Consider the following 20,828-nt stretch of genomic DNA (forward strand, 5'->3'; position numbering starts at 1 on the left):
GGGCTTGCGGCGGTATTTTGTTACTTGTCAGTAGGATTTTTTTCAAGTGCCGGAGCCTGCCCCGTCCCCTCGGCGGATTCCTTGATGGCGGACAGGCGCTTGTCCCAGCCGTCGGCCAGCTCCCGGAGCCAGTCCGCGGAGCGGTCGAGCTCCGCGCGCCGGACCGAGTACAGCACCTGGCGCCCCGAACGCCGCCGCTCCAGCAACCCGGCACCGGTCAGGACGCGCAGGTGGCGGTCCACGGCCTGCCGGGACACCGGAAGCGACGGGGCCAGCGACGACGCGGATGCGGCACCGCCCCGGGCCAACATCATGATCAGCTGCTGCCGGTGGGGGTCGCCCAGGGCGGCGAACACCGGCGCCGTCGAGGCGGTGGTCATGACCGCAGGGCCCACTTCAGTGCCGCGTCCAGCTCAATCAGCCACCCCTCGGTGTTGCCTTCAATTTTCTTGCGGCGCTCCTCCCCGCTGACCCCCAGCGAATCGAAGCCGCTCTCCGAAACCCGCAGGGTCACGCCGGACGCTGCACTCTCGATCCAGAATTCGACCAGCGTGGTGGCGGCGCCGTCGTCATCGCCGAGCCAGCGGAAAGCCGCGTACCGCGGCTCGTCGAGTGCGACGGTCCTGACGCGAAAGATGCCGTGCACCGGGTGGGTGATGACGTTGACGTCGCTGTCGGGATCGAACGTGTGGTCCACCACCTCCCCGTCGTTGATCCACCAGCCGGGGCGGCGGATGAGCTCCCACACCCGCTCTGCGGTGGCGGCAATGCTGATCTCGCGTTCAATCCTGTCCGTGCTTGTTTCCATGACGTGCTCCTTGGCTTTTGATCTGCAATGAAAGTGTTGCACTTTGCGAAGCGAGGCGCAATGATTTTGTTGCAGATTGTGCCGGTCTTCGGATGCGCCCCGTCGGTCGAATTGGCGGGTGCCGGGGCGTAGGCTCGTTTCCATGAAGGGAAATGCGGTGGTCATAGGCGGGGGAGTGGGCGGATTGGCTGCGGCCCGGGCACTGAGGCTGCGGGGCTGGGAGGTTGCCGTGCGTGAGCGGTCCCCGGCCCTGCCCGCAACTGGCACGGCGCTGGGCATGTGGCCCGAGGCCCTGGCAGCCCTCGACGAGCTGGGCGTGGGGGAGAAGGTGCGCCGCGCTGCCGCCCGCGTGGCGGACGCCGGACGTGCCGGGCTGCGGACCCCGGCCGGGCGGACGCTGGTCGCGGTGAATGGTGCGGGCGGCTTGCACCTGGTCTCCCGGCCCGCACTGCTTGCCATCATGGCCGACGGCGTTGACATCGCCTTTGGCGACCCCGTCGCCGACCAGGGCGGCCTGGCCGGCGTCGATCTCGTGGTGGGTGCCGACGGCACCTTCAGCGGCATCCGGCGGGCGGTCTTCGGCGAGCGGTACGCCGCACGGACGCTCGGCGCGGTGGTCTGGCGCGGCACAGTGGACGGGACGGTGGGCAGCTACGGGGAAACGTGGGCGCCGGGTGCCATGTTCGGCATCACCCCGGCCGGCCCGGACTCCAGCAACTGGTACGCCTGCCTGGACGCGGGCGGTACGTTCATGCCCCCGCACCGGCAGCACCTGCAGGACGTGTTTGGCTCCTGGCGGTCCGGCGTCACGGAGGTGCTGGACCGGATCAGCGAGGATTCCATCCTGCACCACGAGCTTTTTGAAACGCCGCCGCTACCATCCTTTGCCGGCGGCAACACGGCCCTGGTGGGCGATGCAGCCCATGCGATGGCGCCGTTCCTGGGCCGCGGTGCCTGCGAGGCCCTGGTGGACGGCGCCACGCTGGGCCGCTGCCTGGGCGAGGCGGCCACCGTGGCAGAAGGGCTCGCGGCCTACGACCGCGAGCGGCGCGGGAGGACGCAGCGCATGGCCGCGATGTCCCGCCGGGTGGGCCGGGTGGCCATGATGCGCCGCGGATTCGTGGTCCGGAATGCGGCGCTGGGGGCGGCCGGCAGCGTCCTGCGTTTTGGCTCCGCCCTGCGGCGCAGCCGGCCCTGACGAGCCGGCCCTGACGAGCCGGCCCTGACCGGCTGTCCGGGGTGCCGGCGCACCGCGAAGCGAAGTCCCGGGTGAACATCCAGCGGGCCCCCGTTCCGGGCGGCCGGTCGTTGCGGCAGCGCGAGCAGCTGGACGCGTTCCGGGCCGTCCCGGCCGCCCAAGGTGGTCAACCGCCCCCTGACCGGCGGCTGCCGCACGGCGGTCGGCTCGAACGTGCCGCGCGGGCGGCACTCAGTCGTCCGGGGCCTGGCGGCCCGCCGGCGGCGTCCCTGCGGGCCCGGTGGCGGGGAGGGCCTGGCGGTTCCGGATCCGGGACGCGCCGAAGCCGATCGCCAGGGGTTCGATGTCCAGGGGGCGGCGGTCCCTGGATGCGGGCCGGCCCACCGATACGTGGGGCGTCCAATGGGGGTGGCGGTAGCCCAGGGCCCTGGAGCTGAGGATGAAGTCGTCAATGTTGTCCACGAGCAGTTCGTCCAGCAGCCTGTGGAGCGCCTGCACCAGCCCGACCTGAAAGTCCCGGACCTGTTCGGGAACCTCAACTTCAAGACCGCAGACGCTGCCTCCGCCAAGCACCGTCAGCCTCGCGGCGGTCCCGGAAAAGGCGTCAAGCACCGGGAGCGCCTGGAGCCACGCTGATGTGGTCCGTGTTACCGCCTCGGTACTGGTGGTGCCGCGGTTCCACTGGACAATGTCCCGGGCAAAATCTTCCAGAATGCCGATGTGCAGGAGCGTCATGTGCAGCCCTTGGCGTCGCCGCAGCACGTCAACGCGGGTGCCCAGGTTTTCATAGTCGGAGGGGCTGGCGCCTACACGGAGCACCGGCACCTCGACCGTGATGCGTGGGACGGGTTGCATGGAGTCCTCCTTGTGCCCGGGCCGCCGCCGGGCCCTTGCCTTGATTGTCCCGCCCCGGACGCGCGTCCGGGCAGTTGGCCGATGCAGGGGTTCCCTCGGAGCCCCTGTAGAGTTCCTGGTAGCCAATGCGCTTTTCTCAAAGTCAGCTGCGGCCAGGCCCGTGCAGCGATTCGCCGTCTCTGCACGGGCCGCCCCAATTTAACGCGGCAGGCGTCATCTCGTCCAGGCGGAAACGGCCCAGTAGCCCAGGGCCGCGGCCGCGACGCACACCAGCAAGGTGCCAAAGGCGTTCCCCAGCGATGCCGCGTAGCGGCGTTCGCCCAGCAGCCGCACGGTTTCATAGCTTGCCGTGCTGAAGGTGGTGTAGCCCCCCAGAAAGCCGGCACCGGCGATGAAGCTGGCGCCGGCCGGCAGCAGCGACACTGCCGCGAGTGCCGTCAGGGCCCCCAGTGCCAGCGAGCCCGTGGCGTTGATGGTGAACGTGGCCCAGGGAAAAACCGTCCGCAGCCGGCTGCGGATGAGCCCGTCGACAACAAAGCGGGCCGCCGCGCCGAGGCCCCCAGCCGCCGCCAGGGCCACGAAAACCAGCGGGGTCACCGGCCGCCCCCGTCCCCCGCCGCGTGGCCCGGGCCCGCGCCATGCAGGCCCGTCCCGCGGGGGGCGGCGTCCGCGGTTTCCGCCGCCGGAGGCTGCCTGGAGCCGGCAAGGATGCCGCACCAGGTGGCGAGGGCGCCGAAAAGCACCGTTCCGAGCGCGTACACGGCGGCCCACCCCAGCCCCGTCGCCGTGACCCCCCAGCCTGCCAGCGCGGCGGTACCCGCCGCCAGCGTGCTGTACGTGGTGAAGCCGCCGCAAAAGCCCGTGCCGAGGAGCAGCCGCAGCCTTGCCCGCCGGGTCCCCGGGCCTCCGGCGCGGGCCAGTCCCTCGTAGAGGAAGCCCAGCAGGAAGGCGCCGGCCATGTTGGCGAGGAAAACCGCCCAGGGGACGGGGCCGGCGTCGGGCATGGCCAGGACCAGTCCCTCGCGGGCGGCGGCGCCCAGAGTCCCGCCCAGGGCGACGAGTCCCAGGGACTGTGGACGCAGGAATGGTCGCGGTGCGGTTCGTGTCACGGGCGCCCGGCCCCCGGCGAACTGCTTCCGGGCCGCGGGTGGTGCGTGGGGACCACCACCACCGGGCGGTGTTGGCGGCGGGCCAGGCGGGTGGCCACGGAGTGGTTGAACAGTTCGCGCATGGTGGTGTGGGTGTCCCCGTGCGTGCCCACCACGATCAGCGCCGCATCGAGGGTGTTGGCGCAATGGCCCAGGGCGTCGGCCACCTCGCCAGCCAGCAGGAGCGTGCGCCAGGGGATGCCCAGCGGCGCGAGCTGACGGTCCAAGTCCGCGGTGAGCCCTGCCGGGAAGGCGTCCTCGGCGTCGTCGTCAAAGTCCGGGTCGACGGACGCGGTGGTCTCCGAACCGTCCGCCCCCTCGGAGACCATGTAGCGGCCCGGGTTGACGTGGGCGCAGACCAGCTCGCGTCCCAGGGACGCCGCCAGGATGGCCGCCTCATGGACCACGGCCGGGGACTGGCCAGGGTAGACACCGGCCAAAACGCATGCCGGCTGGGGCTCCTGTTCATCCATTTAGGCCTGCGGGGTGCCGTCGGGCGGGGTGCCCGGCCCCTCGCCGGAGGGCGGGTTCTGAGGGGTGGTGGCGGGGCGGACCCCGCCCAGGGGCGTGCCGGGGTTTGTCCGGGAGCCGGCTCGAGCCGACTTTTCAGCTGCCCGGCCGGCAGCGCGGGCCCTCTTCTCCGCGGCGCGGCCCGCATCGCGGGCGGCCCGGGCCTTCGCGGCGTCGTTCACCCTGACCAGCCTTTCGGCCGCCTTGATCTGGCGTATCTTCCTGCCGCGGCTGATCCAGGCACGGCCCAGGACGATCACACCCACCGCGCACACCACGCCGGCCACCATGAAGATCTGGCTCCAGGTGCCGAACCAGTTGGCACCCCCGGTCGTCCAGATGGAACGGGCGTCGGCGGCCGATCCGGTGGTGCCGTACAGCACGGCGAGCGTGAGCAGGTTGGGCAGGGTCAGCAGCACCGCCACCACCAGCAGCCCGATGCGCACCCACTTGTCCAGCTTCTTGTGGTGCGCCTGCCAGGCGACGGCCACGGGCACGAATGAGAACACGAAGCCGTAAAACATGCCCAGCGGTATGGCATTGCCCAGTTTTCCGCCGGTCTGGTCGCGGATGGACGTGGCCCAGGCCAGCGGCACCGTCACCGAGGCAATGAAGTACGCAACGACCAGGACAATCGCCGCAACCGCGCCAACGATGGTGCGCCGCAGCCACACCGGCATCCTTCGCTTGGCCATGGCGGCTCCCGGCTGCCCGGCGGAGCCGGGGGCGTCGTCCGGTCGGGGCGCAGTCGATTCGCTCATACCACGCATCATCCCACTCCACCATGGCCGCTGTCAGTGCAGACACCCCATCGCCGAAAGAAAAGGATCGAATCCACCTTCGACTTGTCAAGAAGGCTTCCACACTAAAGACTGGATGTGGCCAAGTGGAGCAACGCCCTTGGCCAGCCTTGGCCCAAGGCAGCTTTGTTCACATTCCTCGCCCCGCCGAGATGAACTTTTGAAAGGTGCGCTCCATGAGCAACATCCCAGCAGACCTGTCCTACACCGCCGAGCATGAATGGATCGGGGCGCCCAACGCCGAAGGCGTGGTCCGTGTTGGCATCACCGATTTTGCCCAGGACGCGCTGGGCGACGTGGTCTACGTCCAGATGCCCGACGCCGGAACCGACGTCACGGCCGACACCGTGGTTGGCGAAGTCGAATCGACCAAGAGCGTCAGCGACATCTACGCCCCGCTCACCGGCACCGTGACCGCTCGCAACGAAGCGCTCGACGCCGATCCCGCCCTGATCAACTCGGACCCCTACGGTGCCGGCTGGCTCGTGGAAATCACGCTGGCGGACGCCTCCACCCACGCAACGCTGCTCAGCGCCGCCGAATACCAGGAAAAGGTAGGCTAGACCCCAAGGAAGACATGCCGGCCCGGGCCGGCTGTCCCGGGGGCGGCCAGCCGGCGGCCCACGAACATTTCAGGACCATTTTTAGTGACAAACCTTGAGGAGGAGTACCAATGGTTGACACGGGTAACGACGCCGGAGTGAACGGTCAGGCGGATTCCCAGGAACAGCCGGGTGCTTCAGACACCACGTCCATCCAGCTCCCGCCCGTCAGGCGCGGGCCCATCCAGACGCCCGCCCTGGCAGCCGACGAGCAAAACGCGGTGAATTCGCTGCCGGCCGGTTCGGCGCTGCTGATCGCCCATGCAGGGCCCAATGCCGGGGCGCGCTTCTTGCTGGACAGCGCCGTCACCACGGTGGGAAGGCACCCGGATGCGGACATCTTCCTCGACGACGTCACGGTCTCACGCAGGCACGTGCAGTTCTTCAAGGTCGAAGGCGGCTTTGAAATCACCGACTCCGGGAGCCTGAACGGCACCTACGTGAACGGCGACCGCGTGGACTCGGTGCTGCTGCGCACCGGCAACGAGGTGCAGATCGGCAAGTTCCGGTTGACGTATTACTTCAGCACTGCAGACGCCACCGCGAATTCCTGAGGGCCCGGTGGCAAGTGTGAACCAGGGCGCCGGCAGGCGGCTGGTGGACGTGCAGTCCAGCAGCCGCCGGCCCGGCGCTGCCGTCATTTTCAACATCGGCGAGGTTCTGGCCCAGCTCACGGACGACTTTCCGTCCGTGTCGGCGTCGAAGATCAGGTTTTATGAGGAAAAGGGGCTCATCGCCCCGCAGCGTACGCCGGCGGGGTACCGCCAGTTCCGCGAACAGGATGTGGAGCGGCTGCGTTTTGTGCTCGCCCTCCAGCGCGACCATTACCTCCCGCTGAAGGTGATCCGGGAATATCTGGACGCCATCGACCATGGGGAGACGCCGGCAAACCTGCCGCCGGGTGTCTCGATTGCCCCCCGGATGGTCTCCGACGACCTGGCCGTGGAGCTGAAGGGACGTTCGCGCCGGCTGAGCGCGGAGCAGCTGCGCGCCGAAAGTGGCGCCAGCGCCGAACTGCTGGACGCCATGATCAGCTACGGCCTGGTGGCAATGCGCGGCGGCAGCTTTGACGACAACGCCCTGCGCGTGGCCAAGGCGTGCACCGACCTGGCCGCGCACGGCCTGGAACCGCGCCACCTGCGTCCCTTCCAGGCCGCGGCGGACCGCGAATTCGGCCTGGTCGAACGCGCCGTGGCACCCTTGTCCTCACGCCGGGACAGCACCTCGGTCGCGCGGGCCGCCGAGGCCGCACGCGAGATCGCCGGGCTGTGCCTGAGCCTGCACAGTGCGCTGGTGCAGTCACGGATTTCCTCCATGGAGGCGCCGTGATCGAGGTGGAGATTGTCGGTGTCCGCATCGAAATGCCGTCCAACCAGCCCCTGGTCCTGCTCAAGGAGCGCCTGGGCGAGCGCCACATTCCGATTTGGATCGGAGCCTCCGAGGCCACGGCCATCGCCCTGGCCGAACAGGGCGTGGTGCCGCCGCGCCCGCTGACCCACGATCTCCTGGTGGCCGTCGTGTCCGCCTTGGGCCACCGGGTGGTGCGCGCCAACTTGACCAAGGTCTTGGACGGCGTCTTCCACGCCGAGCTGCTGTTTGATGACGGCACCACAGTCGGCTCCCGGGCGTCCGACGCGATTGCAGTGGCGCAGCGCGCCGGCTGCGCCATCTGGGCCTCCGAGGCCCTGGTGGAGGAAGCAGGCGTCCTTATTGCAGATCACGACGAGCACGACTCCTCCGAAACGGTGGACGACGACGCCGAGGCCAAGGAGCGCGAAGTGCGCCAGTTCCGCGAGTTCCTCAACGATGTTGAGCCCGAGGACTTCGACAAGTAGCCGCCGCGTCAACGGCGCCCCGGGGCACAATGCCGAGGGTGCCTAAGGTTAAACCTGAGGCTGAAACTTTCGACACGGCAAAATAGTTATGATGACGTCTTTGACCTTGGTGCCGCACCGTTCTAACGTCGAAGTAATCAGTTCCCCATTGCAAGCTGTGTCGGGTGCAGTCACACTGGTGGTAAGGACCCCGCGTCCGTGCCATCCATGTTGCGCCCGGCCACCGGCCGGCGATATCCGTTCAGGGGACCGCGAACAGGAGGATCCACGTGAGTCCGAAGAGTGACGCCGGCGAACTCAACGCCGTTGTTGTCCCCGGCCCCGCCCTGACGGCCGGCGCCCAGGGACTGCTTTTCACCGAGGATCTGCCGGTGCTGGATGAGGATGCCGGCTACCGCGGCCCGATCGCATGCAAGGCGGCCGGGATCACGTACCGCCAGCTGGACTACTGGGCCCGCACCGGGCTGGTGGAGCCTGCCGTGCGCGGAGCGGCCGGATCCGGCTCGCAGCGCCTCTACGGCTTCCGCGACATCCTGGTCCTCAAGGTGGTCAAGCGCCTCCTGGACACCGGCGTGTCGCTGCAGCAGATCCGTTCCGCCGTGGACCACCTGCGCGAGCGCGGCGTGGAGGACCTGGCCCAGATCACGCTCATGAGCGACGGCGCCTCCGTGTACGAATGCACCTCCGCCGACGAGGTCATCGACCTGGTCCAGGGCGGCCAGGGCGTGTTCGGCATTGCCGTGGGCCGCGTGTGGCGCGAGGTCGAGGGCAGCCTGGCCGCCCTGCCAAGCGAGCACGCCCCGGTCCAGTCGTTCCCCGACGACGAGCTCAGCCGCCGCCGCGCGGAGCGCAAGATCTCCTGAGGAGGCTTCTGCGCCCGTTCCCCGTTTTCGCGCCCGTTAGACCGTAGACCGGGCGCGAAAACCGGGAACGGGCGCATTTTTTCTGGCCGCCCGCCAGCCGCGGTCTGCCAGCCGCGGTCTGTCAGCCGCGGTACAGCCGGCTTCGCGTGGCGCCCTGGGTCAGCACGGACTCCAGCAGCTTGTCGAACAGGGCCGAGGAGTTCTTGGCAGAATCACCGGGCCACTGGTGGATGGGGTGGGCCGCCCCCTGGATCTGCTGCCAGTTCGCCTGCTCCGGGATGGTGGGGGAGAGCAGCAGCTCGCCAAACATGGTCTTCATCTCGCCAAGCCGGTAGGCGTGCTCGTTGGAGCCGCTGCGCACGCGGTTGGCCACAATGCCGGCCGGCACCAGGGCCGGGGCAAACTCGCTGCGGAATAATTCGATGGCCCGCAGGGTGCGCTGCGTGCCCGCCACGGAAAACAGCCCGGGCTCGGCCACCAGCAACACCCTGCTGCTGGCCGTCCAGGCCATGCGCGTGAGCCCGTTCAGCGACGGCGGGCAGTCGATGAGCACCAGCTGGTAGGGCGCCTTGCCGTCCCGGTCCGCATTGGCCAGGATGGTGGACAGGCGGCGCAGGTCGCGCCGGCCCAGGTCCGGACGGTCGTAAATCCCGCTGAAGGCCGAGCCCATGGCGACGTCCAGCACCGGCAACGGCGCGCCGTCGTGCTTGTGGGCGGCAAGCCAGCCGGACGGGACCACATTGGCGGCCAGGTCCGCCTTGCGCGAGCCCTTGATCATGTGCCCTATGTCCAGCTGTCCCGCCGGGTGGACGCCGAGCCCAGTGGTGGCGTCTGCGTGGGGGTCAAGGTCAATCACCAGGGTGGGAATGCCGGCGGCCAGAGCTGCCGACGCCAGGCCGAGCGTGACCGACGTCTTGCCGACGCCGCCCTTGAGGCTGCTGATGCTCACTACTTGCACGGATGAACCATTACCTTTGCGTCGCGTTCAAAAACCATGGGCTGCCTGCGCGTGCCGGGGCATGTCGGGTGACACATAGAATGGCTGTGGAACGTTCGCGACTTGGAGAACCCATTGACAAACACCCCAGACAACCTGACCGGCAGCGCGCACCCAAACAGCTTGGTGTCGGCCCTTTTCAGTGACCGGCACATCGGGGTTGGTGCACAGCCCCACGTTCATCATATGTTGACGACCCTTGGATTTGGTTCTTTGGAGGAGCTTTCCGCGGCGGCGTTGCCCGATTCCATTTACACCACCCGGCCGCTGGCCCTCCAGGCCGCGGTTTCCGAGGAGGCCATGCTGGCGGAGCTGAAGGCCCTTGCCGCCAAGAACACGGTCAACAAGTCCTTCATCGGGCAGGGCTACTACGGCACGCACACCCCCGGCGTCATCCAGCGCAATGTCCTGGAGAGCCCGGCCTGGTACACGGCCTACACGCCGTACCAGCCGGAAATCTCCCAGGGCCGGCTCGAGGCGCTGCTGAACTTCCAGACCGTGGTTGCGGACCTGACAGGCATGGCCACGGCCAACGCCTCCATGCTTGACGAGGGCACCGCGGCTGCCGAGGCCGTCGCCCTGATGCGCCGGACCAACCGTTCCGCCACGCCCGACGCCGTCGTGGTGGTGGACGCCGACGTCTTCCCGCAAACCCTCGCCGTCATCAACACCCGCGCCAAGGCCATGGGCATCCCGGTGCTGGTCCACGACTTTGCCGACGACGGCGCCCTGCCGGATGTCGAGTTCTTCGGCCTCCTCCTGCAATATCCGGGCGATTCCGGACTGGTCCGCGACATCGCCCCGATCATCGCCGCCGCCAAGGAGCGCAAGGCGGTGGTGGCCGTTGCCGCCGACCTCCTGGCCCTGACCCTGCTGGAATCGCCCGGCGAACTGGGCGCCGACCTGGCTGTGGGGACCTCCCAGCGTTTTGGCGTGCCCATGGGCTTTGGCGGCCCGCACGCCGGCTACATGGCCGTGCGCCAGGGCCTGGAGCGTTCCCTGCCCGGACGCCTGGTGGGCGTGTCCAAGGACGCCGCCGGCAACCAGGCCTACCGGCTGGCCCTGCAGACCCGCGAGCAGCACATCCGCCGCGAAAAGGCGACCTCCAACATTTGCACCGCCCAGGTGCTGCTGGCCGTCATGGCCGGAATGTACGCCGTCTACCACGGACCCGCGGGCCTGCGGCGGATAGCCACCCGCGTCCACGCGCTGGCCCTGGCCGTTGCGGACGCCGCCGCGGCGGCGGGCCACACGGTGGTGCACGGCAATTTCTTCGACACCGTGAAGGTCCGGGTGGCCGCCGGCAGCGGCCACTCCGCCGCCGAGCTGGTTGCTGCCGCGCACACGGCCGGCTACCTGCTGCGCCAGGTGGACCACGACCACCTGCAGATCGCCGTGGACGAGACCACCACCGAGGCCGACGTCGTTGCTCTGGCGGGGCTGCTCGCCGGCCGGGCGCCCTCCGGCGCGCACGGCGCCGGGGGAGCCGTCCTGCCCGCGGAGGCCTCCGGCGTCGCGCTTCCCGCGCCGGCCCGGGCCACGGGCTACATGACCAACCAGGTGTTCCATGCCCACAACTCGGAAACGCAGATGCTGCGCTACCTGCGCCGCCTCTCCGACGCCGACTACGCGCTGGACCGCGGCATGATCCCCCTGGGCTCGTGCACCATGAAGCTGAACGCCACCGCCGAAATGGCGGCCGTCACGTGGCCCGAATTTGCCGGGCTGCACCCCTTCGCGCCGGCGTCGGACACCGTGGGCATCGTGGAAATGGCCACACAGCTCGAGGAATGGCTCGCCGAGATCACCGGCTACGACGCCGTCTCCGTCCAGCCGAACGCCGGCTCGCAGGGGGAATTCGCCGGGCTCATGGCCATCCGCGCCTACCATGTGGAAAACGGCAACCCGGACCGCGACGTGGTCCTGATCCCCACCTCCGCCCACGGCACCAACGCCGCCTCCGCCGTCATGGCCGGGCTCAAGGTGGTCCCGGTGGCCACGGACGGCTTCGGCAACATCGACGTCGACGACCTCAAGCGCCAGATCACCGTCCATGAACACCGCCTGGCCGCCATCATGGTCACCTACCCCTCCACGCACGGCGTGTTTGAAACGTCCATCAGCGCCATCTGCGCCATGGTGCACGACGCCGGCGGCCAGGTGTACGTCGACGGCGCCAACCTGAACGCCCTGGTGGGGCTGGCCCGGCCCGGCAAGTTTGGCGCCGACGTGTCCCACCTGAACCTGCACAAGACGTTCTGCATCCCGCACGGCGGCGGCGGGCCGGGCGTGGGCCCTGTGGGCGTGGGCGCGCACCTGGCCAAGCACCTGCCCGCCCGCGAGCTGGGCCTGGACTCCTCCGTGGGCCTGGTCTCCAGCGCACCCTACGGCTCGGCGTCGATCCTGCCGATCTCCTGGGCCTACATCCGCATGATGGGCCCGGACGGGCTGCGCCTGGCCACCCAGACCGCCATCCTGTCCGCGAACTACATTGCCCGGCGCCTCAGCGAGCACTACCCGGTGCTGTACACGGGTGCCCACGACCTCGTCGCCCACGAGTGCATCCTGGACCTGCGCGGCATCACCGCGGACTCCGGAGTCAGCGTGGACGACGTCGCCAAGCGCCTGATCGACTACGGCTTCCACGCCCCCACGATGTCCTTCCCCGTGGCCGGCACCCTGATGGTGGAGCCCACCGAATCCGAGGATCTGGCGGAAATCGACCGGTTCATCAACGCCATGATCTCCATCCGCAAGGAAATCGCGGCGGTGCAGGACGGGCTCTGGCCGGCCGGGGACAACCCGCTGGCCAACGCCCCGCACACGGCACAGGGCCTCACCCGGGACTGGGACCATCCCTACAGCCGGGAAGAGGCAGTCTTCCCTGCCGGCGTGGATCCCCGTGCCAAGTACTGGCCGCCGGTGAGCCGGATCGACCAGGCCTACGGCGACCGCCACCTGGTCTGCTCCTGCCCGTCCATCGAGGAGCTGGCCGAGGTTTTCTGAGCCCCCGGCCTCCCCGCTCGCCGGCGCGCCGTATTTGTTACGGCCGCCGGGCGTGAATTAGGACACATCATTTGGCGCCGCGGGGGCCACGGGGCGAAACTAACACCACTTTAGTTTTTTCTAAAGCAACGATTCAGGCGTACTACCGTACTGGCCAGCCGCCGGGTCATCCACGGCCACATTTTTCGAACCATCATTTCCACCAGCCCGCCTGCTGCCACAGCGGCCGGCGGGCCGCCATGCCAGCGTTTCACACAGGAGTGACATGTTTTCAAAGATTCTGGTTGCCAACCGCGGTGAAATTGCCATCCGTGCCTTCCGTGCCAGCTACGAGCTCGGTGCCAAGACGGTTGCCGTTTTCCCGCACGAGGACCGCAACTCCATCCACCGCCAGAAGGCGGACGAGGCATACCTGATCGGCGAGGAGGGGCACCCCGTCCGCGCCTACCTGGACGTGGCGGAGATCATCCGCGTTGCCAAGGAAGCCGGCGCGGACGCCATCTACCCCGGCTACGGGTTCCTGTCCGAGAACCCCGGGCTGGCCGCGGCCGCCGCCGCGGAAGGCATCACCTTTGTGGGACCGCCCGCCGCGGTGCTGGAAATGACGGGCAACAAGTTCCAGGCGCTCAAGGCCGCCCGCGCGGCAGGCATCCCCGTGCTCAAGTCCAGCGAGCCCAGCGCCGACCTGGACACCTTGATTGCCGCGGCCGAGGAAATCGGCTTCCCGGTCTTCGCCAAGGCCGTCGCCGGCGGCGGCGGGCGCGGCCTGCGCCGCGTGGACACCCGGGAGGAACTGCGCGAGGCCCTCAATGCGGCGATGCGCGAGGCCGACGCCGCCTTCGGGGACCCCACCATGTTCCTCGAGCAGGCCGTGCTGCGCCCGCGCCACATCGAGGTGCAGATCCTGGCCGACGCCGAAGGCAACGTCATCCACCTCTTCGAACGTGACTGTTCGCTCCAGCGCCGCCACCAAAAGGTGGTGGAGATCGCCCCGGCCCCCAATCTGGACGAGAACATCCGCAAGGCCCTGCACTCCGACGCCGTTAAGTTCGCCAAGGCCATGGGGTACGTCAACGCCGGAACCGTCGAGTTCCTCGTGGACACGGTGGGGGAGCGGGCCGGACAGCACGTGTTCATTGAAATGAACCCGCGCATCCAGGTGGAGCACACCGTCACCGAGGAAATCACCGACGTCGACCTGGTCCAGGCCCAGCTGCGCATCGCCGCCGGGGAGACCCTGGCGGACCTTGGCCTGAGCCAGGACAGCGTCCACGTCAAGGGCGCCGCCCTGCAGTGCAGGATCACCACGGAGGACCCGGCCAACGGCTTCCGCCCCGACGTCGGCAAGATCACCACCTACCGTTCCGCCGGCGGCGCCGGCATCAGGCTTGACGGCGGCACCATCTACGCGGGCGCCGAAATCAGCCCCCACTTCGACTCCATGCTGGTCAAGCTCACCTGCCGCGGCCGGGACTACAAGACGGCAGTGGCCCGCGCCCGCCGCGCACTGGCCGAGTTCCGCATCCGCGGCGTGTCCACCAACATCCCGTTCCTGCAGGCCGTGCTCGAGGACCCGGCCTTCAACGCCGGCGACGTCGCCACCTCCTTCATTGACGAGCGCCCGGAACTGCTCAATGCCCGCGTCTCCTCCGACCGCGGCACCAAGCTGCTGACCTGGCTGGCCGAGGTCACCGTCAACCAGCCCAACGGCGCGCTGATGGTCCACGACGACCCCGCCCGCAAGCTGCCGGCAGTGGACGTGGCGGCCGCCCCCGCGGGGTCGCGCCAGCAGCTGGCCGAGCTGGGTCCGGAAGGCTTTGCGGCAGCCCTGCGCGCCCAAACTGCCGTCGCCGTCACCGACACCACCTTCCGGGACGCCCACCAGTCCCTGCTGGCCACCCGCGTGCGCACCAGGGACCTGGAGGCCGCCGGCGCGGCCGTGTCCGTGCTGACGCCGCAGCTGCTCTCGGTGGAGGCCTGGGGCGGCGCCACCTACGACGTCGCCCTGCGGTTCCTGGGCGAGGACCCCTGGGAGCGCCTGTCCAAGCTGCGCGAGGCCCTGCCCAACATTTGCCTGCAGATGCTCCTGCGCGGGCGCAACACGGTCGGCTACACGCCGTACCCGGCCGAGGTCACCGACGCGTTTGTGCAGGAGGCGGCCGCCAGCGGCATCGACATCTTCCGCATCTTTGACGCCCTGAACGACGTCGACCAGATGGAGCCGGCCATCAAGGCCGTCCGCGCCACCGGAACCGCCGTGGCCGAGGTGGCCCTCTGCTACACGGGGGACCTGCTGGACCCCGCCGAGACCATCTACACGCTGGACTACTACCTGGAGCTGGCGCAGCGCATCGTCGACGCCGGCGCCCACATCCTGGCCATCAAGGACATGGCTGGCGTGCTCCGCCCCGCCGCGGCGGCCAGGCTGGTCACGGCCCTGCGCGAACGCTTTGACCTGCCGGTCCACCTGCACACCCACGACACCGCCGGCGGCCAGCTGGCCACCCTGACGGCCGCCGTCAATGCCGGGGTCGACGCCGTTGACGTCGCCTCCGCCTCCCTGGCGGGCACCACCAGCCAGCCGTCCGCCTCGGCCCTGGTCGCCGCGCTGGCCCACACCGAGCGCGACACGGGCATCGACCTGGCCGCCATCAGCTCGCTGGAGCCGTACTGGGAGGCCGTCCGCCGCGTGTACGCACCGTTTGAGTCCGGCCTCGCCGGCCCCACCGGCCGCGTGTACCAGCACGAGATCCCCGGCGGCCAGCTCTCCAACCTGCGCCAGCAGGCCATCGCCCTGGGCCTCGGCGAACGTTTCGAGGAAATCGAGGACATGTACACGGCCGCCGACAGGATCCTGGGGCACCTGGTCAAGGTCACGCCGTCGTCCAAGGTGGTGGGCGACCTGGCCCTGCACCTCGTGGGCATCAAGGCCGACCCCGCCGATTTCGAGGCAAACCCGCAGAACTATGACATCCCGGACTCCGTGGTGGGATTCCTGGGCGGCGAGCTGGGCACGCCCCCCGGCGGCTGGCCCGAGCCGTTCCGCACCAAGGCGCTGCAGGGGCGCACCGTCGTTGAGCGCGTGGGCACGCTCAGCGCCCAGGACAGCCAGGAGCTGGCCGCGGACAGCGACACCCGCCGCGCGGCCCTGAACCGGCTGCTCTTTGCCGGGCCCGCCAAGGACTTCGCCAAGGTCCGGGAGACGTACGGCGACGTCTCGGTGCTGGACACGCGCGACTACCTATACGGGCTCCAGCGCGGGCAGGAGCACGTCATGGCCCTGGGCAAGGGGGTGCGCCTCATCGCCTCCCTGGAGACCATTTCGGAGCCGGATGAAAAGGGCATGCGCACCGTCACCTGCAAGCTCAACGGCCAAAGCCGCCCGGTGGTGGTGCGGGACACCAGCGTCGAAAGCACCGTCAAGGCAGCGGAGAAGGCGGACGAGTCCGTGGCCGGGCAGGTTGCCGCACCGTTCGCCGGCGCCGTCAGCCTCAAGGTTGCCGTGGGCGACACCGTCGAGGCCGGCGCCACCGTGGCCACCATTGAGGCCATGAAGATGGAAGCCTCCATTACGACGCCGGTGGGCGGCACTGTCTCCCGGCTCGCCGTGGGCGGGGTGGCCCAGGTGCAGGGCGGGGACCTGCTGGTGGTGGTTGAGGGCTGAGCCGGCCTGCCCGCCCCGCACTCAGGGACAATGCCCTGCGCTACACTAAAATGCAATGAGCACCGCCACCGCGGCCGGAAAAATCCCTTTCCGGCCGCGGCGGCATTTCTAGTGGGCAGTGGAGACATGGCGAACAAGAACAGCAAGCCGGAACAGACCGGCGAGCCGGGGACACCCGAAGGCGGCGCCGCGGAGGCGACTGAAACCGCCGCGGAGGAGGCTGAAACCGCCGCGGAGGAGGCTGAAACCGCCGTGGCTCCGGCGGGCGCGGCGCCGGCCCTGCCGGAGGTTGGGCTGGAGCTGTCCGCGGCGACCGGCGACCCCGCATCCACTGGCGCCGTGCAGACCATTGCCCCGGTGACTGCAGCTGCCCCGGTGACTGCAGCTGCCCCGGTGACTGCAGCGAAGGTCCCGGCGCAGCCGGCGTCAGCGCCGCCGGCGGCGGTGGCCACGGCCGCCACGGACATGCCGCAGTCCACCGTGGCGCCCACAGCCGCGGCGGCAGCTGCGGGGGCTACAGCGCTTGATGACCCTGCACCCATGTATGTGGAGGACTACGCCGCGGCGTTTGGGGCGCCGGCGGAGGCGGCGGCCGCACCCCATCATGGTGCCAGTCCGCGCCGGCAGCGTGAGGACGGCCCGGAGCCGGCCGCGGCCCTGACCAGCGACAGACTGCTCAACAAGGTTGCCGCCCCTCCCGTCGGCGGCTGGCGTCTCTGGCTGTACAAGGCCACCTTCGGCACGGTCAATGTGGGGGACTCGGACAAGGTCCGCCTGGAGCGGGCACAGGACAACCTGATTGCCTCGCGGCTGGGGGAGCGCACGCGCTTTGTCCCCGTGCTTTCGCGCAAGGGCGGCGTGGGGAAAACCACAGTCACAACCCTGCTCGGCATGGTGCTTGCCGACACCCGCGAGGACCGCGTCATTGCCATGGATGCCAACCCGGACCGCGGCACGCTCTCCGACCGCTCGCCCGGCAGTGCCGACTTCACGGCCCGGAACCTGGTCAAGGACCGCTTCAACGTCACCACGTTCTCGCAATTGTCGAGCTATGTTGCCCGCGACGGGTCCCGCCTTGACGTGCTGGCCAGCGACACGGACCCCGCCGTGGCGCAGGCCTTCGACGACTCCGACTACCGGGCCGTCACCGACATCCTCAGCAAGTACTATTCCATCGTCCTCACCGATTCCGGCACAGGCATGGTCCACTCGGTCATGAAGGGCACCCTGGAGAAGGCCGACGCCGTGGTGCTGGTTTCCGGGGGCAGCGTTGACGAGGCGCGCCTGGCGTCGGAGACGTTGTCCTGGCTCGAGGCCCACGGCCGGAACGACCTTGTGGCCAATGCCACGGTGGTGGTCAACATGTCCGGCGGGCAGACCCAGGTGGACATCGCCCAGATCGAGGAACACTTCAGGTCCCGAGTACGCAATGTCCTGCGCATTCCGTATGACAAGCACCTGGCGGAGGGCTCGCGGGTGGAGCTGGCGAAGCTGCGCCCCGCCACGCGGCTGGCCGTCAAGGAGCTCGCCGCGGTGGTGGTTTCGGAGCTGACGCGCCCCTAGCCAGACTTCCGGCAGCGTTCGGGGCGGGCTTGGTGGGGGTCCGCGGCCAACACCCCTCCGGTCCCGCGGGTTTGAGGCGTCCTTCACGCTTTGTCGCGCCGGGAACGCAGCGGTAACGCGGCCAGTTCATACCGGTGCCCGGTTCACAGCGCGTCACCCGAGGCCGGACGTTAGCGCAATACCCGGCGCGCCGGCTGCCCCGCCAGGCGGCGCCGCAATTTCGGCGCCACCGCCAGGATCCGTGCTGGATTTTCGCGGTCTCGCGCACCGTTGCGAAGACAGCCGGCTGTTGCTCGCTCCCGCCTCCACCGTCATCGTGTTCGGGGCCGTGGTGGTGTGGATCGTCATTGTCCTGCCCGGATTGGCTGTGCCCTGGCTCGCGCCCGTCGTCCCCGCCGCGCTCGTAGTGGACGTCACCATCTGGCTCGGTTACATCGTCCAGACAGTGCGGGCAAGCCTGGGCTGCCGGCGCCGGGTGGACGTGTATGTGGCGGAGAAGGCGTCCGGCACGGTGTCCATGTTCAACGTCATGGGGACCCGATTCCTCCTGGTGGACGGCGGCCCGGTTGCGGACCTTCAGGAGGCGCGGCGGCGGCCCAGGCGTACTTCGACACGCTGGATCCGCCCACCCGCCGGCGGCTGGTGACGGAACTGTCGTGTTCATCCGTTTCCGGCGGCCCAGCCTAACGTGTACTTCCCGCGGTATGAAGCTGTCCAGGCCCTTGAGCAGTCCTTTTCCTGCGTGACCAACGGAACGCAGCTCCCGCCAGGCACCTGCCAGGCCACCATTCAGGGCCGTGGCATCCTCGTCCGGGGGAACACGACCACCGGCCGGTACGGCTGCTGCTCGACCGGTGCCGGGGAAAGCGTCCACCTCTCCACCGACTTCCAGCTGGGCATTTTGGGTCAGCTCTCCGATTCCTCGATGTCGTTCGGTGACTTGCACAGCTGGCGGATCACAGACGCCCGGTTGCGACAGCGGTCAACGCGGGCCGGCAACACGAGCCGGGGCGGCAGCCTCAGCGGCGGCACCAAAACGGCGCTCCCCAGGAAGATGCCCGTTCTAGTCGACCTTCCTGGCCGCGTAAATGTCCTCGACCACGGCGTCATAGTCCTTCAGGACCTGGGCCCGCTTGACCTTCATGGACGGGGTCAGGTGGCCGGAGGATTCGGTGAAGTCGGTGTCGACAATCCGGAAGGACTTGATCGCCTCGGCGTGGGAAACGGACTTGTTGGCTGTGTCAATGACGCGCTGTACGGCGTCGATGACGGCCGGTTCCTTGGCCGCCTCGGCGACGGTGATGCCCTCGGGCAGGCCGTTGTGGCGCCCCCACTGCGGCAGGGCTTCCTCATCCAGGGTCACGATGGCGGCGATGAACGGGCGGTTGTCCCCGATGACCAGGCACTGGGAGACAATGGCGTCGGCGCGGATCTGGTCCTCCAGGAGGGCCGGGACCACATTCTTGCCGCTGGCGGTGACGATGATTTCCTTCTTGCGGCCGGTGATCTTCAAGAAGCCCTGCGCGTCCAGCTCCCCAATGTCCCCCGTGCGGAGCCAGCCGTCCACAAACGCCTCCTCGGTGAGGTCGTCGCGGCCAAAGTATCCCTTCATGACGCACACGCCCCGGGCCAGGATCTCGCCGTCGTCGGCGATCCTGACGGCGTTGCCGGGCAAGGGCGCGCCGACGGTTCCGATCTTGATGCGTTCGGGGCGGTTGACCGTGATGGGCGCGGTGGTCTCGGTCAGGCCATAGCCCTCCAGGATCTGCAGGCCGATGCCCTGGAAGAAGTGGCCCAGGCGCTCACCGAGGGGGCCGCCGCCGGACACCGCATGGCGGACGTCGCCGCCCATGGCCGCGCGGAGCTTGCCGTAAACCAGTCTGTCGAACAGGGCGTGCCTGGCCCGCAGCGCCAGCGGGACCCTTCCGCCCTGGCTGGCGCGCGAGAAGTCGATGGCCGTCCGGGCGGCCGCGGCGAAGATCTTGCCCTTGCCGTCGCCCTCGGCCTTGAGCGCCGCGGAGTTGTAGACCTTTTCAAAGACTCGGGGCACGGCCAGGATGAAGGTGGGCTTGAAGCTTTGCAGGTCCTCGAGCAGGTGCTTGATGTCCGGGGTGTGGCCCACCTTGGCGCCGGCGGCGACGGCGAGTACCGAGATGTACCGGGCGAAGACGTGCGCCATGGGCAGGAACATGACTGTCTGGGAACCCGGCGGGATAACGTCCCTGCCCAGCACGGCCAGCGCATTCTCGCTGAGTTCCACAAAGTTGTGGTGGGTCAGCATGCAGCCCTTGGGCCGGCCCGTGGTGCCGGAGGTGTAGATGATCGTGGCCACGTCGTCGAGGCCGTTGGAGGTGCGGTGGACTTCCAGGACGTCGTCGGCAACCTCCCGGCCGGCGTCGCGCAGTACATCCAGGCCGTCGCCTTCCATCCGCCAGACGTCCTTGAGCGCGGCCAGACCCTCGTTGCGCGCTGCCTGTCGGACCACGTTCTCATGGGCTGCCGTCTCTGCGATCACGGCCACCGCCTGGGAGTCGCCCAGGTTCCAGGCCACCTGCGACGGCGAGGACGTCTCGTAGATCGGCACGGAGACGGCGCCGGCAAACCAAATGGCGAAATCGACCAGGGCCCATTCGTAGCGGGTGCGGGCCATGATGCCCACCCGGTCGCCCACCTGGATGCCGGAGGCGATCAGGCCCTTGGCAAGGGCGCAGACGTCGGCATGGAATTCCCTGGCCGAGATGTCCACCCATACGTTGTCGGCATTGCGGCGCGAGAAGAGGGCCGGATTGGTGTCCAGCCGTGCCTGGCGCAGCACAAAGTCGGTGGTGTTCATGGTCCTTGGGCTGACCACTTGGGCCGGGACGGAAATCTCGCGCACTTTGGCTCCTTAAATATGACAGTCCAAGTATGGCTTGGCCTTACTCTATCCGGCACACGCCACTGCCGGGCGGCCGCATAAGTTACTCACCAGTAACTTTA

General features: G+C 69.0%; 19 protein-coding genes. 10 read left to right on the plus strand and 9 right to left on the minus strand.

Annotated elements, in window-relative coordinates:
- Positions 1-20 precede the first annotated feature (20 nt).
- Together G6034_RS10640 and G6034_RS10645 are read right to left on the minus strand one after the other, a co-directional pair.
- The gene (locus G6034_RS10640; protein ID WP_176635093.1) at positions 21-380 is read right to left on the minus strand and encodes an ArsR/SmtB family transcription factor; all 360 of its coding nucleotides are present in this window, start codon (positions 378-380) and stop codon (positions 21-23) included.
- A complete protein-coding gene (locus tag G6034_RS10645) occupies positions 377-808 on the minus strand; it encodes an SRPBCC family protein (RefSeq protein WP_176635094.1) in 432 nt (143 codons plus the stop codon). Before G6034_RS10645 ends, G6034_RS10640 begins: the two co-directional genes overlap by 4 nt.
- Before the next feature lie 142 nt (positions 809-950).
- Here G6034_RS10645 and G6034_RS10650 point away from each other — a divergent pair, with 142 nt between their 5' ends.
- Entirely contained in the window at positions 951-2,006 is a 1,056-nt protein-coding gene (locus tag G6034_RS10650; protein WP_176635095.1) for an FAD-dependent monooxygenase, read from the plus strand.
- 231 nt (positions 2,007-2,237) lie between these two features.
- Here G6034_RS10650 and G6034_RS10655 read toward each other — a convergent pair whose 3' ends face one another.
- The 5 genes from G6034_RS10655 to G6034_RS10675 all read right to left on the minus strand — a co-directional run bounded on the left by G6034_RS10655 (position 2,238) and on the right by G6034_RS10675 (position 5,280).
- A complete protein-coding gene (locus G6034_RS10655) occupies positions 2,238-2,861 on the minus strand; it encodes a hypothetical protein (protein ID WP_176635096.1) in 624 nt (207 codons plus the stop codon).
- Positions 2,862-3,074: 213 nt separating this feature from the next.
- A complete protein-coding gene (crcB, locus tag G6034_RS10660; RefSeq protein ID WP_176635097.1) occupies positions 3,075-3,458 on the minus strand; it encodes a fluoride efflux transporter CrcB in 384 nt (127 codons plus the stop codon).
- On the minus strand, positions 3,455-3,970 hold the full coding sequence (locus G6034_RS10665; protein WP_176635098.1) for a CrcB family protein: 516 nt from the start codon (positions 3,968-3,970) through the stop codon (positions 3,455-3,457). Before G6034_RS10665 ends, crcB begins: the two co-directional genes overlap by 4 nt.
- Entirely contained in the window at positions 3,967-4,482 is a 516-nt protein-coding gene (locus tag G6034_RS10670; protein WP_176635099.1) for a universal stress protein, read from the minus strand. The genes G6034_RS10665 and G6034_RS10670 overlap by 4 nt, the downstream gene beginning before the upstream one ends.
- Entirely contained in the window at positions 4,483-5,280 is a 798-nt protein-coding gene (locus tag G6034_RS10675) for a hypothetical protein (protein WP_176635100.1), read from the minus strand. It lies immediately after the preceding gene.
- 215 nt (positions 5,281-5,495) lie between these two features.
- Between G6034_RS10675 and gcvH the strand changes: the two genes are divergently transcribed.
- The 5 genes from gcvH (at position 5,496) to G6034_RS10700 (ending at position 8,619) form a co-directional block, all read left to right on the plus strand.
- A complete protein-coding gene (gene gcvH / locus G6034_RS10680) occupies positions 5,496-5,882 on the plus strand; it encodes a glycine cleavage system protein GcvH (protein WP_176635101.1) in 387 nt (128 codons plus the stop codon).
- 110 nt (positions 5,883-5,992) lie between these two features.
- Positions 5,993-6,475 (plus strand): FHA domain-containing protein, encoded by a 483-nt coding sequence (locus G6034_RS10685; protein ID WP_176635102.1) that lies wholly within the window; start codon positions 5,993-5,995, stop codon positions 6,473-6,475.
- 49 nt (positions 6,476-6,524) lie between these two features.
- Complete coding sequence (gene ftsR, locus G6034_RS10690) at positions 6,525-7,250, plus strand: transcriptional regulator FtsR (protein WP_343038020.1); 726 nt, start codon at positions 6,525-6,527, stop codon at positions 7,248-7,250.
- On the plus strand, positions 7,247-7,756 hold the full coding sequence (locus G6034_RS10695; RefSeq protein WP_176635104.1) for a bifunctional nuclease domain-containing protein: 510 nt from the start codon (positions 7,247-7,249) through the stop codon (positions 7,754-7,756). Before ftsR ends, G6034_RS10695 begins: the two co-directional genes overlap by 4 nt.
- Before the next feature lie 269 nt (positions 7,757-8,025).
- A complete protein-coding gene (locus G6034_RS10700; protein WP_176635105.1) occupies positions 8,026-8,619 on the plus strand; it encodes a MerR family transcriptional regulator in 594 nt (197 codons plus the stop codon).
- Between the two features lie 121 nt (positions 8,620-8,740).
- On the opposite strand, the gene G6034_RS10705 is transcribed toward G6034_RS10700, so the two are convergent.
- On the minus strand, positions 8,741-9,577 hold the full coding sequence (locus G6034_RS10705; RefSeq protein WP_176635106.1) for an AAA family ATPase: 837 nt from the start codon (positions 9,575-9,577) through the stop codon (positions 8,741-8,743).
- A gap of 165 nt (positions 9,578-9,742) precedes the next feature.
- Here G6034_RS10705 and gcvP point away from each other — a divergent pair, with 165 nt between their 5' ends.
- The 4 genes from gcvP to G6034_RS10725 all read left to right on the plus strand — a co-directional run bounded on the left by gcvP (position 9,743) and on the right by G6034_RS10725 (position 18,495).
- Positions 9,743-12,622, plus strand: coding sequence for an aminomethyl-transferring glycine dehydrogenase (gcvP, locus tag G6034_RS10710; RefSeq protein ID WP_425485512.1), 2,880 nt, complete (start codon positions 9,743-9,745; stop codon positions 12,620-12,622).
- Between the two features lie 265 nt (positions 12,623-12,887).
- Complete coding sequence (locus tag G6034_RS10715; RefSeq protein WP_176635108.1) at positions 12,888-16,286, plus strand: pyruvate carboxylase; 3,399 nt, start codon at positions 12,888-12,890, stop codon at positions 16,284-16,286.
- Between the two features lie 126 nt (positions 16,287-16,412).
- Positions 16,413-17,849, plus strand: coding sequence for a MinD/ParA family ATP-binding protein (locus tag G6034_RS10720; protein ID WP_176635109.1), 1,437 nt, complete (start codon positions 16,413-16,415; stop codon positions 17,847-17,849).
- 241 nt (positions 17,850-18,090) lie between these two features.
- Positions 18,091-18,495 (plus strand): hypothetical protein, encoded by a 405-nt coding sequence (locus G6034_RS10725; protein ID WP_176635110.1) that lies wholly within the window; start codon positions 18,091-18,093, stop codon positions 18,493-18,495.
- 417 nt (positions 18,496-18,912) lie between these two features.
- Here G6034_RS10725 and G6034_RS10730 read toward each other — a convergent pair whose 3' ends face one another.
- On the minus strand, positions 18,913-20,727 hold the full coding sequence (locus G6034_RS10730; protein WP_176635111.1) for an AMP-binding protein: 1,815 nt from the start codon (positions 20,725-20,727) through the stop codon (positions 18,913-18,915).
- Positions 20,728-20,828: the final 101 nt, after the last annotated feature.

The sequence above is a fragment of the Arthrobacter wenxiniae genome, from assembly GCF_013376105.1.
Lineage (GTDB): Bacteria > Actinomycetota > Actinomycetes > Actinomycetales > Micrococcaceae > Specibacter > Specibacter wenxiniae.